The organism is Paraburkholderia sp. 22099, from assembly GCF_052045835.1.
In the GTDB taxonomy this organism is placed as follows: Bacteria; Pseudomonadota; Gammaproteobacteria; order Burkholderiales; family Burkholderiaceae; genus Paraburkholderia; species Paraburkholderia terricola.
Genome location: NZ_JBQEPU010000009.1, coordinates 111,040 through 123,222 on the forward strand (window position 1 = coordinate 111,040; position 12,183 = coordinate 123,222).

At 63.2% G+C, this 12,183-nt stretch carries 13 protein-coding genes; 3 read left to right on the forward strand and 10 right to left on the reverse strand.

The features are described 5' to 3' along the window. Positions 1-135 precede the first annotated feature (135 nt). Positions 136-1,125 carry a DMT family transporter gene (locus tag ACTJLC_RS11320; protein WP_310124769.1) on the forward strand — a complete coding sequence of 330 codons (990 nt, stop codon included), beginning with the start codon at positions 136-138 and terminating at the stop codon, positions 1,123-1,125. A gap of 30 nt (positions 1,126-1,155) precedes the next feature. On the opposite strand, the gene ACTJLC_RS11325 is transcribed toward ACTJLC_RS11320, so the two are convergent. Continuing rightward, the gene (locus ACTJLC_RS11325; protein WP_114162643.1) at positions 1,156-1,488 is read right to left on the reverse strand and encodes an RnfH family protein; all 333 of its coding nucleotides are present in this window, start codon (positions 1,486-1,488) and stop codon (positions 1,156-1,158) included. Continuing rightward, entirely contained in the window at positions 1,485-1,922 is a 438-nt protein-coding gene (locus ACTJLC_RS11330) for a type II toxin-antitoxin system RatA family toxin (protein ID WP_073427999.1), read from the reverse strand. The genes ACTJLC_RS11325 and ACTJLC_RS11330 overlap by 4 nt, the downstream gene beginning before the upstream one ends. Positions 1,923-2,022: 100 nt before the next feature. On the opposite strand from ACTJLC_RS11330, the gene smpB reads away from it, so the two are divergent. Further along, positions 2,023-2,469 carry an SsrA-binding protein SmpB gene (smpB, locus tag ACTJLC_RS11335; protein ID WP_073427998.1) on the forward strand — a complete coding sequence of 149 codons (447 nt, stop codon included), beginning with the start codon at positions 2,023-2,025 and terminating at the stop codon, positions 2,467-2,469. Positions 2,470-2,589: 120 nt separating this feature from the next. On the opposite strand, the gene ACTJLC_RS11340 is transcribed toward smpB, so the two are convergent. From ACTJLC_RS11340 to ppsA, 3 genes are all read right to left on the reverse strand, one after another. Continuing rightward, on the reverse strand, positions 2,590-3,522 hold the full coding sequence (locus ACTJLC_RS11340) for an SPFH domain-containing protein (protein WP_440843981.1): 933 nt from the start codon (positions 3,520-3,522) through the stop codon (positions 2,590-2,592). A 47-nt stretch (positions 3,523-3,569) separates the two neighbouring features. Then, entirely contained in the window at positions 3,570-4,031 is a 462-nt protein-coding gene (locus tag ACTJLC_RS11345; RefSeq protein WP_440843983.1) for an NfeD family protein, read from the reverse strand. A 170-nt stretch (positions 4,032-4,201) separates the two neighbouring features. After that, positions 4,202-6,607: a phosphoenolpyruvate synthase gene (gene ppsA, locus ACTJLC_RS11350; RefSeq protein ID WP_073427995.1), complete on the reverse strand. Its 2,406-nt coding sequence runs from the start codon at positions 6,605-6,607 to the stop codon at positions 4,202-4,204. 527 nt (positions 6,608-7,134) lie between these two features. Here ppsA and ppsR point away from each other — a divergent pair. Then, on the forward strand, positions 7,135-7,950 hold the full coding sequence (ppsR, locus tag ACTJLC_RS11355) for a posphoenolpyruvate synthetase regulatory kinase/phosphorylase PpsR (protein WP_073427994.1): 816 nt from the start codon (positions 7,135-7,137) through the stop codon (positions 7,948-7,950). A 45-nt stretch (positions 7,951-7,995) separates the two neighbouring features. Here the strand turns inward: ppsR and ACTJLC_RS11360 are convergent, their stop codons facing one another. The 5 genes from ACTJLC_RS11360 to fabZ form a co-directional block, all read right to left on the reverse strand. Further along, complete coding sequence (locus ACTJLC_RS11360) at positions 7,996-8,781, reverse strand: TrmH family RNA methyltransferase (RefSeq protein ID WP_073427993.1); 786 nt, start codon at positions 8,779-8,781, stop codon at positions 7,996-7,998. 68 nt (positions 8,782-8,849) lie between these two features. Continuing rightward, on the reverse strand, positions 8,850-9,611 hold the full coding sequence (rnhB, locus tag ACTJLC_RS11365) for a ribonuclease HII (protein WP_310134727.1): 762 nt from the start codon (positions 9,609-9,611) through the stop codon (positions 8,850-8,852). After that, positions 9,608-10,777: a lipid-A-disaccharide synthase gene (lpxB, locus tag ACTJLC_RS11370; protein ID WP_310134725.1), complete on the reverse strand. Its 1,170-nt coding sequence runs from the start codon at positions 10,775-10,777 to the stop codon at positions 9,608-9,610. The genes rnhB and lpxB overlap by 4 nt, the downstream gene beginning before the upstream one ends. Before the next feature lie 3 nt (positions 10,778-10,780). Continuing rightward, positions 10,781-11,569 carry an acyl-ACP--UDP-N-acetylglucosamine O-acyltransferase gene (gene lpxA, locus ACTJLC_RS11375; protein WP_440843987.1) on the reverse strand — a complete coding sequence of 263 codons (789 nt, stop codon included), beginning with the start codon at positions 11,567-11,569 and terminating at the stop codon, positions 10,781-10,783. Positions 11,570-11,667: 98 nt separating this feature from the next. Further along, a complete protein-coding gene (fabZ, locus tag ACTJLC_RS11380; protein WP_073427989.1) occupies positions 11,668-12,132 on the reverse strand; it encodes a 3-hydroxyacyl-ACP dehydratase FabZ in 465 nt (154 codons plus the stop codon). Positions 12,133-12,183 lie beyond the last annotated feature (51 nt).

Below are 12,183 nucleotides of genomic sequence, written 5' to 3' on the forward strand. Positions count from 1 at the left end.
CTGTTCGGCTCGGGTTCGATCGGGTTTCGTTTGCGCGTTCGGGCGCATCGGCGCCGAATGCAGAATCGAACAAGACGCCCCGCCGCCACCGGGCTATTCTGCCGACCATTCGAGTCTTTCCGGCAGGGGTAGTCGATGCAGCGCGGTGTGGCATATGGAGTGATGGCTGGAGCCTTATGGGGCATGGTGTTTCTGGTGCCGCGCGTGCTGCCCGACTTTTCGCCGCTGCTGCTCTCTGCCGGCCGCTACACGATGTACGGCCTCGTCTCGCTGGCCGCCGCGCTGCCGATGATGCGCTCGCTCGTCAAGCGTCTCACTCGCGAGGATCTGGGCGCGCTCGTCAAGCTCGCAGTGGTCGGCAACCTGCTCTACTACCTGCTGCTGACAGCGGCCGTCCATCTGATCGGCATCGCGCCGGCGTCGCTGATCGTCGGCGTGCTGCCCGTCACGGTCACGCTGCTCGGCCGGCGCGATCGCGGCGCGGTGCCGCTCGCCCGCCTCGCATGGCCGCTCGCGATGGTGATGGCGGGCATCGCCTGCATCAATGTCGACGTGTTCACGGTCGCGGACGGCACGCCGGCGAGCGTCGCCACCAGGCTCATCGGACTCGCCTGCGCAGTCGGCGCGCTGGGATGCTGGACGTGGTTCGCGGTCGAAAACACCCGCTACCTGCAGCGTCAGACGCATTTCAGCGGCAACGAATGGTCGGTGCTGTGGGGCGTGGTGACGGGTGCGCTCGGCGCGGCGCTGTGGCTCGTGATCGGCGTGCTGCCGTCGGACGGCCTGCAAGGCGAACTCGCGGACGGCCGCTGGCATACCTTCTGGATGCTGAATCTCGGGCTTGCCGTCGGCGCGTCGTGGCTCGGCAACGGGCTGTGGAACGCCGCGTCGAAACGACTGCCGCTGACGCTCTCGGGTCAGATGATCGTGTTCGAGACGCTGTTCGCGCTGCTCTACGCGTTCATTTACGATCAGCGCCTGCCGCGTCCGCTGGAAATCGCGGCGATTTTGCTGCTGGTGGCGGGGGTCTGCTGGTCGGTGCGCCAGCATGCGGATGATGATTCGTCCGGGGCGGCGTCGCTTGGGGACAAGGCGCGGGACGAGGCAAGGATCGCGGCGCCTTGAGGCGGGGCGCGGCAGGCGCCGCGGACCGGTCTAACGCGAATCCTTGTTCTGCCAGCGGCGGCCCTCGATCGAGCCCGCCTTGCGCGTCTTTTCGACGCGCCGTTGACGCGACACCTTCGGATCCACCAGCAGCGGCCGGTAAATCTCGACGCGATCGTGGTCGGCAAGCACCGTATCGAGCGGCTTGAGTTTGCCGAACACGCCGACTTTCTGCGTGTCGAGATCGATCCGCGGGTAGCGTTGCAGGATGCCGCTCGCCTCGATCGCCTGCCGCAGCGTCGCGCCCTGCGGCAAATCAACCGCGATCAGCGTCTGCTCCGTGGCGCTCGCGTAGCAGACTTCGATCGACAGCCGCGCGCTCATGCCTTACCGTAGCGCTGATCGGCGCGCTTCACGAACGATTCGACGAAAGTATTGGCGATGTGATTGAACACCGGCCCAATGATCTTCTCGAGAATGATGTTGGTGAATTCGTAGTGCAGCGCGAATTCGATCTTGCAGGCGTCGGCGCGCAACGGCGTGAAGCGCCAGAAACCGGTGAATTTGCGAAACGGGCCGTCCGCGAATTCCATATCGATGCGGGTGGGCCGCTCCATGCTGTTACGCGTGGCGAAATGCTGCTTGATGCCCTTGAAGTTGATATCGATCTTCGCCTCCATGCCGGTTTCGTCCTGGCGGCGGATTTCGACGCCTCCGCACCAGGGCAGGAAGTTGGGGTAATCGGCGACGTCGGTAACGAGGTCGAACATCTGTTCCGCCGAATGGCGGATCAACACGGTTTTCTGGACATCTGCCATAAATTGAACAGCACGTGGCAAGGGTGGACAAGCGCCGCGGGCTTTCCTTGCCCCGCTTTGCTAAAATCGTGATTTTAAACGAGTTGGGCACTTTCCATTCATGAGCATCATCGACAACAGAAAAGCCTTCTACGACTACTCGGTCGAAGAACGCTATGAAGCAGGGCTCGTGCTCGAAGGATGGGAGGTCAAGGCGCTACGCGCCGGGCGCGGCCAGATCAAGGAGGGTTACGTCGTTATCCGCAATAACGAACTGTTCCTGATCGGCACGCACATCAGCCCGCTGCCCGAAGCCTCGACCCACATCCACCCGGACCCCGTGCGCACGCGCAAGCTGCTTCTGCACAGCGAGGAGATCAGCAAACTGATCGGCAAGGTCGAGCAGCGCGGCTACACGCTCGTGCCGCTGAACTTCCACTACAAGGGCGGCCGCGTCAAATGCGAAATCGGTCTCGCCAAGGGTAAGAAGCAGCACGACAAACGCGAAACCGAGAAGAAACGCGATTGGGAGCGCGAGAAGGCGCGCCTGATGCGCTCGCCGAGCTGATCCAGGCTTGACGACGGGCGCCACAAGCAGGCGCTCAATGAAAAATGGCCCGCACACCGCGCGGGCCATTCTTTTTTCTGCGGACCAAGCCGTGCACTGACAGGCTCACCCGCGACGAACTCACCGCACGTCGGTCACGCCCTTGCCTTTGTTCACGATGGTCAGCGCCGAGGCGATCATCGAACTCATATCCGACATATTGCCCGGCACGATCAGCGTCGTGCCCTGCTTCGCCAGGTTCGCGAACGCGTTCACGTATTGTTCCGCCACCTTGAGGTTCACCGCCTCCATCCCGCCATTCGACTGGATTGCCGCCGCGATCTTCTGAATCGCCTGCGAATTGGCTTCGGCCACCGCCATGATCGCCGCCGCCTGGCCTTGCGCCTGGTTGATCGCGGCCTGCCGTTCGCCTTCGGACTTCTGGATCGACGCTTCACGGCCGCCGGAGGCGATGTTGATCTGCTCCTGCTTGCGCCCTTCGGACGCCGCGATCAGCGCGCGCTTCTCGCGCTCGGCGGTGATCTGCGCCTGCATCGCGTGAAGAATCTCCTTGGGCGGCGTGAGGTCCTTGATTTCATAGCGCAACACTTTGACGCCCCAGTTCGCCGCGGCCTGATCCAGCGACGACACGATGCTGTGGTTGATGAAGTCGCGCTCCTCGAACGTCTTGTCGAGCTCCAGCTTGCCGATCACGGAGCGCAGCGTGGTCTGCGACAACTGCGTGATCGCGAACACGAAGTTGCTCGACCCGTACGAGGCCTTCATCGGATCGGTAACCTGAAAATACAGCACGCCGTCCACCTGCAACTGCGTGTTGTCACGCGTGATGCAGACCTGGCTCGGCACTTCGAGCGGAATCTCCTTGAGGATGTGCTTGTACGCGATCCGGTCGACGAAGGGAAACGCGAAGCTCAAGCCCGGCGTCAACGTGCGGTGATAGCGGCCGAGCCGCTCCAGCACCCACGCATGCTGTTGCGGCACGATCTTGATGGTCTGCGCCGCCAGCACGATCATGATGACTAAAAACACTGCCCCGATGATGGTCGAATCCATTAATGCCCTCCGGTTCTTGTTCGAATCGTTGTGTGCATTGCAAACGTTCAGGTCGCCGTCGCCTTTTGCTTGCGCCTCGCATGCGGGCTCGCCACGACGATCAGACAACTGCCGCGCAGCTCCGTGATCTCGTAGACCTGCGCGTCTTCCGGCTCGCCCGAGGCCAGTTCGACGTCCCATGCCGCGCCGCGATAATCGACGCGCGCCCGGCGCTCGTGCCACGCCGGCACGCTCAGCGTCTGACCGATGTCCAGATTGACGTCCGGGTTCTTCGACGCCTCCTTGCGCGTTCTGCGGCCAAAACCGGAGCGCCGGAGCAACAGCACCGCGGCGAGCGCCACGCCGGCCGCCAGCGCGAACTGCGCGTCGGCGGCGGCGCCCATGAGGTGCGCGATGGCAGCCGCCACGAAGCCCAACGCGATCATTAGCAGATAGAACGTGCCGCTGATCAGTTCCAGCACGACAAGCACACCCGCCCCGACCCACCAGAACCATCCCGCTGGCGCCACGTCGACCTCCACAAAGCAAAACACCCCGGATCTACCGGGGTGTTTATAGCACGAAGCGGGTGCATTTTACCGAGCGGTGCAACAAGCTTTAACAGGCGCCTGACACGCGCTCGGCTGGGCACACCGCTCGCCCTGCATGCCGCCTGAAAACGGCATGCATGGCGCGCGCTTTACTTCTTCGACGACTTCGCCAGTTGCTGCCACGTCTCGATGATCGTGTCCGGGTTCAGCGAGATTGACTTGATGCCCTCATCGGTCAGCCATTGCGCGAAGTCCGGATGATCCGACGGGCCCTGGCCGCAAATACCGACGTATTTGTCGAGGCGCAGGCAGGTGTCAATCGCGCGCTTGAGCATGAACTTGACCGCCGGATCGCGTTCGTCGAAATCGACCGCCAGCAGTTCCATGCCGGAGTCGCGGTCGAGGCCGAGCGTGAGCTGCGTGAGGTCGTTCGAACCGATCGAGAAACCGTCGAAGAATTGCAGGAATTCCTCGGCGAGAATCGCGTTCGACGGCACTTCGCACATCATGATCAGGCGCAAGCCGTTTTCGCCGCGCTTGAGGCCGTACTTCGCGAGCAGCCCCACCACGCGTTCCGCCTGCTTCAGCGTGCGCACGAACGGCACCATGATCTCGACGTTGTCGAGGCCCATTTCTTCACGTACCTTCTTCAGCGCGATGCATTCCATCTGGAACGCTTCGGCGAAGTCGTCGGCGATGTAGCGCGACGCGCCGCGGAAGCCCAGCATCGGGTTTTCTTCGTCCGGCTCGTAGCGCGAACCGCCGATCAGCTTCTTGTACTCGTTCGACTTGAAGTCCGACAGACGCACGATGACGGGCTTCGGATAGAACGCCGCGGCAATCGTCGCGATGCCTTCGGTCAGCTTGTCGACGTAGAACGCGCGCGGCGATGCATGACCGCGCGCCACGCTTTCGACAGCCTTCTTCAAGTCCTGATCGATGTTCGGATACTCGAGAATCGCCTTCGGATGAACGCCGATATTGTTGTTGATGATGAACTCGAGCCGCGCGAGCCCCACGCCAGCGTTCGGCAGTTGCGAAAAGTCGAAGGCCAGTTGCGGATTGCCGACGTTCATCATGATCTTCACCGGGATCGGCGGCAGTTCGCCGCGCTGCACTTCGGTGATTTCGGTTTCCAGCAGGCCGTCGTAGATCTTGCCTTCGTCGCCTTCCGAGCACGACACGGTGACGAGCGCGCCTTCCTTCAGCACGTCGGTGGCGTCGCCGCAGCCGACCACGGCCGGCACGCCCAGCTCACGCGCGATGATGGCCGCGTGGCAGGTCCGCCCGCCACGATTCGTGACGATCGCGGATGCGCGCTTCATCACCGGCTCCCAGTTCGGGTCGGTCATGTCGGCGACCAGCACGTCGCCCGGCTGCACGCGGTCCATTTCCGACGGATCGTGAATCACGCGCACCGGACCCGCGCCGATCTTCTGGCCGATCGCGCGGCCGGTTGCCAGCACGTTCGATTGACCCTTCAGCTTGAAGCGCTGCTCGGCCTTGCCCGTGGCCTGGCTCTTCACCGTTTCCGGACGCGCCTGCAGAATGAAGATCTTGCCGTCGCGGCCGTCCTTGCCCCACTCGATGTCCATCGGACGCTGGTAGTGCTTTTCGATGATGACGGCGTACTTCGCGAGTTCGATGACGTCTTCGTCGGTGATCGAGAAGCGGTTGCGCTGCTCGTGCGGCACGTCCACGGTCTTCACGCGGCCTTCTTCGCCGGCCTTCGTGAATTCCATCTTGATCAGCTTCGAGCCGATCGAGCGGCGGATGATCGGGTACTTGCCTTGGGCGAGCGTGGTCTTGTAGACGTAGAACTCGTCCGGATTGACCGCGCCCTGCACCACCGTTTCGCCCAGACCGTAGCTCGACGTGATGAAGACGGCGTCCTTGAAGCCCGATTCCGTATCCAGCGTGAACATCACGCCCGCTGCGCCGACGTCCGAGCGCACCATGCGCTGCACGCCCGCCGACAACGCGACTTCGGCGTGAGTAAAACCCTTGTGGACGCGATAGGAGATAGCGCGGTCGTTATATAGCGACGCGAACACGTGCTTCATGCGATCGAGCACGTCGTCGATGCCGACCACGTTGAGGTAGCTTTCCTGCTGACCCGCGAACGATGCGTCCGGCAAGTCTTCAGCCGTGGCCGACGAACGCACGGCGAACGAGAGCTCTTCGGGCGAGCTGTTTTGCAGGGTGTCGAAACCCGCGCGGATATCAGCCTCGAGCTGCGGCTGCAGCGGCGCGTCGACGATCCATTGACGGATCTCCTTGCCCGCTTCGGCGAGTGCCTTCACGTCGTCGACGTCGAGCGTTTCGAGACGTTTGGCGATGCGTTCGGTCAGATTGTTGTGATGCAGGAAGTCACGGAAAGCCAGCGCCGTGGTGGCAAAACCGGTCGGCACCCGCACGCCGGCTTCAGCGAGCTGACTGATCATCTCGCCAAGCGACGCGTTCTTGCCGCCGACGATTTCCACATCGGTCATCCGCAACTGCTCGAACGGAACTACATACGCCTTGTCCTTTGCGACGGTAACTGCGTTAGTCATACAAGCCCCTAAGTGTGAAAGAAATTCACGGCTGTGCAAGTGGGCTTGAACGCGAGACGCTCATTGGAAGCGTGACCTCGCGTCTTGCACAACCTGTTGGAGAAGCAATCGCTGCAAGTTGCCGAGGGGCGCTCGAAACACCAGATGCACGACGTAGAAGACGATTGGACGAATTTACCGATCGATCCGCCCTATTCGGCGCAGGTTACGGCCGAAAGCAAGGCGTTGACCGGCTATTCGCGGTAAGTTAGGCGCCAATCGCCTGCAATTGCTTATCCAACAGGTTGCCGCTATTCTACCGTGCCGACTCTCAAAATGTGACAGTCGGCCGAGAATTGCGCCTCGAACCGCGTCCTGGACCGGCCGGCGGGCTTTGCGAGGCCCCGTTGCCATCCGGGAGCGATTGCGGTGCCCACGGCGCGCTGCATCGACGCCGCTGCAGTTTCCGGTCAGCCGCCGTGCAGCGAACTCAACGCAGCGATGTTTCCTTCGAGCGCTCATTTCCGCTCACGTTCCCAGCCCCACTGATGCCGCCCACCGTATTCATCGTCTCCGACGGTACCGGGATCACTGCCGAAACTTTCGCGCATTCGATCCTCTCCCAGTTCGACCAGAAATTCCGCCTGGTTCGCGTGCCTTTCGTCGACTCGACGGAAAAGGCATATGCCACGCTCGAAAAGATCAACGAAGCGATCCAGCAGGACGGCCGCCGTCCGATCGTCTTCACGACGCTGGTGGACAGCGCGTCGAATCAGATCGTCAAAGGCTCGAACGCGCTCGTGCTCGACATGTTCCAGACCTTCGTCGAGCCGCTCGAACAGGAACTGGAGCTGAAATCGAGTCACGCGATGGGTCGCGGCCACCAGAACGCGGACACTGAGGAATACAAGAATCGCATCGAGGCGATCAATTTCTCGCTCGCCCACGACGACGGTCAATCGAATCGCAATCTCGCCGACGCCGACGTGATCCTGGTCGGCGTATCGCGTAGCGGCAAGACGCCGACGAGCCTCTATCTCGCCATGCAGTACGGCGTGAAAGCGGCGAATTATCCGTTGATTCCCGAAGATTTCGAGCGCGGCAAGCTGCCTACGCCGCTATTGGCGCATCGGCAGAAGATGTTTGGTTTGTCGATCGATCCGCAGCGGCTCTCGGAGATCCGCAACGAGCGCCGGCCGGGCAGCAAGTACGCCGCGCCGGAAAACTGCCGTTACGAGATCAACGAAGCGGAAGCGATGATGCGGCGCGAAGGCATCAAGTGGTTGTCGTCGACGCATAAGTCGATCGAGGAGATCGCGACCACGATCCTGCAGGAGATCAAGCTCGAGCGATCGGCTTATTGATCGCTCGGTTGCGCCTGAAATGCGCGCGGCGCCGGGATTCCCGGCTCACGCGCGGCCGCGCTGCTGCCGGCACTGTTCGAACACGCAGACAGCCGCCGCAGCCGCCACATTCAGCGACTCCATGCCGCCCGGCTGCGGAATCGTCACCCGCAACGAGACCGCGTCGCGCCATGCCTGCGAGACGCCCGCCCCCTCGTTGCCGAACACCCAGGCAAGCGGTCCGCTCAGATCGCAGTCGTAGATCGCCTCGGCACCGTGCGAATCCGTGATCACGACGGGTATCGCAAGACGCTCGATCAGCGCTTGCGCTTCCACGTCTTCGTGAATCTGCAACAGGAAATGCGCGCCCATGCCCGAGCGCAGTACTTTCGACGACCACGCGTACGCCGTGCCGGGCGCACAAAATACCTGTTGAATGCCGGCGGCCGCCGCGCTGCGCAGAATCGAGCCGACGTTGCCGGCGTCCTGCACGCCGTCGAGCACGAGGCAGGTTTGCGCGACCTTTTCCGGCAAAGGCGTATCGAGCTTCTCGACCAGCAGCAGAATGCCGACGCCGTGCACGACATTCGACAGTTGCCCGAACAACGCATCCGGCAGCGTGACAAGGCGATGCTCGTCGACGCGCGACACGATCGCCTGCGCTTCGTCATGGCGCAGCGCGCCATCCGTGACGATGCACAGTTCCGGCTGCCCGGCGACGTCGAGATAGGCGCTTGCGAGATGAAACCCTTCGAGCAGCGCGTGGCCGCCGCGACGCTGCTGATGCGTCGAACCGGCCAGTGCTTTCAGGCGCTTGTAGAGCGGATTGTCCCGCGAGGTGATGGCTTTCACAGGCAGCGAAGACAGTAAGGATGAGCGATTAGCGGGCGACGCGCTGGCCACGCCCACGAGTTGGTCGATTACGCGCCGCTGCGTTCGCCGAAAGCGTCGTCGTCGAGCAGGGCATTATCGTCGAGCATGGCGGGCAGGATGACGTCGCCCGCCGGCAGCGGCACACCCGTGCCGAAGCGCAGATGCGCTTCGCGCACCGGCGCGAACGAGCGCCGGTGATGCTCGCACGGCCCGTGCTCGCGCAGCGCCGCGAGATGCTGCGGCGTGCTGTAGCCGACATGGGCGTTGAAGCCGTAGACCGGATACGTTTGGTGCAATTCGAGCAGCATCCGGTCGCGCGTGACCTTGGCAAGAATCGACGCCGCCGAAATGCATTTGACGAGCGCGTCGCCGCCGATCACCGCTTCGCTGCGAATGCTCAGCGTCGGACAGCGATTGCCGTCGATCTTGACGAGCGTCGGCGCGACCGACAGGCCCTCCACGGCGCGCTTCATCGCCAGCATGGTGGCGTGCAGAATGTTCAGCGTATCGATTTCCTCGACCGTTGCCGAAGCGATGCAGTAGGCGAGCGCCCGATCGACGATCTTGTCGTACAGTTCCTCGCGCTTTTTGGCGGTGAGGGCCTTGGAATCGTCGAGGCCGCGGATCATCGGTTTGGACGGGTCGAAAATCACCGCGGCCGCGACGACCGGACCGGCTAGCGGTCCACGCCCTGCTTCGTCGACGCCGCAGACGATGTCGTCCGGCGTCTCGAAGTTCAGGCCGACCTGCTCCGCCGCCGCGCCTGCAACGGTCGCGGCCTTGCGGCGCGGTGCGCGTGATTGGGTCACGGCCGCCCCTTGCGCTGTTCGATGACGCTCGCCACGACTTCCGCCGCACGCTGCGCCGTGTTCTGCTTCAGCACGAGATGCATCTCCGTGAAGATTTCCGTCAGCGTGCGCCGGTTGGACTCGTCGCGCAACTGTTTCAACGTGGCTTCGGCAAGCGCTTGCGGCGTGGCGAAGTGCTGAAGAATTTCCGGGACCACGAAACGCCCCGCCAGAATGTTCGGCAACCCGACATACGGCAGATAGCCCTGGCGGCGCATGATCTGGCCGGTCAGCCAGGGCACCTTGTACGAGATCACCATCGGTTTCTTCAGCAACGCCGCTTCGAGCGTCACTGTGCCGCTTTTCACGAGGATCGCGTCTGCCGCCGTCATTGCGAGCTGCGCCTGGCCGTCAGTGATCGTGAGCGCGAGACCGGGGTGCGCATCCACCAGTGGCCGCAGCATCTCGCGCAGTGCCGGCGTAGCCGCCGGCATCACGAAGCGCAGGCCCGGTTCCTGGTGCTGCATCATTTCCATCGCGGCGAAGAAGGTCGGGCCGATCAGATCGATTTCCGAGCGACGGCTGCCTGGCAGCACCGCAATGATCGGCCCGCTTTCCGCAAGACCCAGCGTGCGGCGCGCGCCGAGCGTATCGGGTTCGAGCGGGATTTCGTCGGCGAGCGGGTGGCCCACGTACGATGCCGCGACGCCCGCCTTCTCCAGCAGCGCCGTTTCGAACGGAAACACGCACAGCATGTGATCGACCGCTTTGGCGATCTTCCTGATGCGGCCGCCCCGCCACGCCCAGATCGACGGGCAGACGAAGTGGACGGTCGGAATGCCCGCCTCGCGCAACGGATGCTCGAGGCCGAAATTGAAATCGGGCGCATCCACGCCGACGAACACCGCCGGCGGCTCGGCCAGCAGCTGGCGCTTCAGTTCGTTGCGGACGGCGAGAATGCCGGGAATATGCCGCAGCGCTTCGACATAGCCGCGCACGCTGAGTTTTTCCATCGGCCAGTGGGCGTCGAAACCCGTGGCGATCATGCGCGGTCCGCCGATCCCATAGTACTGGGTGGCGGCCGGCAGACGGCTCGCGAGGCCGTCGAGCAGCGAGGCCGCCAGCAGGTCGCCGGATGGCTCGCCCGCCACCATCGCGACGCGCAGCGGATTCGGTTGCAATGCCATCGGTTAGCGGATGATGCCGCGTTGCGACGCTTCGACGAACGCGAGCAGCGTTTGCACCGGCGCGTCGCCATCGCCACCCGCGGACGCGAGTTCGCGCAACTGCACCTTCGCCTCTTCCAGCGACAGGCCGTTCTTGTACAGCACGCGGTACGCCGTGCGCAGCGCGGAAATCGCATCCGGCGAGAAGCCGCGGCGACGCAAGCCCTCGACGTTGATGCCGTGCGGCTCAGCCTTGTTGCCGGCGGCGATCACGAACGACGGAATGTCTTGCACCAGCGCCGAGGCGCCGCCCAGCATCGAATGCTCGCCGATCCGGACGAACTGATGTACGCCCGACATGCCGCCGACGATCGCGTGGTCGCCAATGGTGACGTGGCCCGCCATCTGCGCGTTGCTCGACAGAATGACGTTGCTGCCGACGTGGCAATCGTGGCCGATGTGCACGTAGGCCATGATCCAGTTGTCGTCGCCGAGCGTGGTGACGCCCGCGTCCTGCACCGTGCCGGTGTGGATCGTGGTGAACTCGCGGATCGTGTTGCGGTTGCCGATGACGAGCCGGGTCGGCTCGTCCTTGTACTTCATGTCCTGCGGACGGCCGCCGACCGATGCGTAGTGACCGATCCGGTTGTCCTCGCCGAGCGTGGTATGACCTTCGATCACGCTATGCGAACCGACCGTGGTCCGGGCGCCGATCGTCACATGTGCGCCGATCACGGCATACGGTCCGATTTCGACGGATTCGTCGAGTTGCGCGCCCGGTTCGACGATCGCAGTGGGATGAATCCTGCTCATGCGTCCTCGCTTCTGATTCTGTTGCGTTGTCTGGATGGGCCCGGCCGGGAGCGGCGAGGCTGATAGCCGCGCCAGCCGTTCACCGCCGGGACGCCGACTCAGGCGTCTTTATCCGTATGCCGCACCGCGCACATCAGGTCGGCTTCCGCCGCCACGGCGCCATCCACTTCGGCGCGCGCCTTGAACTTCCAGATGCCGCGCATATGGCGCTCGAACGTGCAGTTCAGGATCAACTGGTCGCCCGGTTCCACCACGCGCTTGAAGCGTGCATTGTCGATACCGACGAATAGATACAGTGTGTTCGCCGGATCGCTCGGTTCTTCCGAAAACGTCAGCAGCGCTGCCGTTTGCGCGAGCGCCTCGAGTATCAGCACGCCCGGCATCACCGGACGCGTGGGGAAATGCCCCTGAAAATACGGCTCATTGATCGACACGTTCTTCAACGCTTTGATGCTCTTGTGCGGCTCGAGTTCGAGCACCCGGTCGACCAGCAGGAACGGGTAACGATGCGGCAGCAGCGTGAGAATCTTGTGGATGTCGAGATTGATTTTTTCGGTGCTCATGGTGTTTCTGCTCACGCATTGACTGCGCGATGATGACTGCGGATGCTGGTG

Excerpts from the sequence above, each read along its gene's own strand:
- ACTJLC_RS11320 (WP_310124769.1), top strand. The coding sequence starts at position 136 with ATGCAGCGCGGTGTGGCATATGGAGTGATGGCTGGAGCCTTATGGGGC.
- ACTJLC_RS11325 (WP_114162643.1), bottom strand. The coding sequence starts at position 1,488 with ATGAGCGCGCGGCTGTCGATCGAAGTCTGCTACGCGAGCGCCACGGAG.
- ACTJLC_RS11330 (WP_073427999.1), bottom strand. The coding sequence starts at position 1,922 with ATGGCAGATGTCCAGAAAACCGTGTTGATCCGCCATTCGGCGGAACAG.
- smpB (WP_073427998.1), top strand. The coding sequence starts at position 2,023 with ATGAGCATCATCGACAACAGAAAAGCCTTCTACGACTACTCGGTCGAA.
- ACTJLC_RS11340 (WP_440843981.1), bottom strand. The coding sequence starts at position 3,522 with ATGGATTCGACCATCATCGGGGCAGTGTTTTTAGTCATCATGATCGTG.
- ppsA (WP_073427995.1), bottom strand. The coding sequence starts at position 6,607 with ATGACTAACGCAGTTACCGTCGCAAAGGACAAGGCGTATGTAGTTCCG.
- ppsR (WP_073427994.1), top strand. The coding sequence starts at position 7,135 with ATGCCGCCCACCGTATTCATCGTCTCCGACGGTACCGGGATCACTGCC.
- lpxB (WP_310134725.1), bottom strand. The coding sequence starts at position 10,777 with ATGGCATTGCAACCGAATCCGCTGCGCGTCGCGATGGTGGCGGGCGAG.
- lpxA (WP_440843987.1), bottom strand. The coding sequence starts at position 11,569 with ATGAGCAGGATTCATCCCACTGCGATCGTCGAACCGGGCGCGCAACTC.
- fabZ (WP_073427989.1), bottom strand. The coding sequence starts at position 12,132 with ATGAGCACCGAAAAAATCAATCTCGACATCCACAAGATTCTCACGCTG.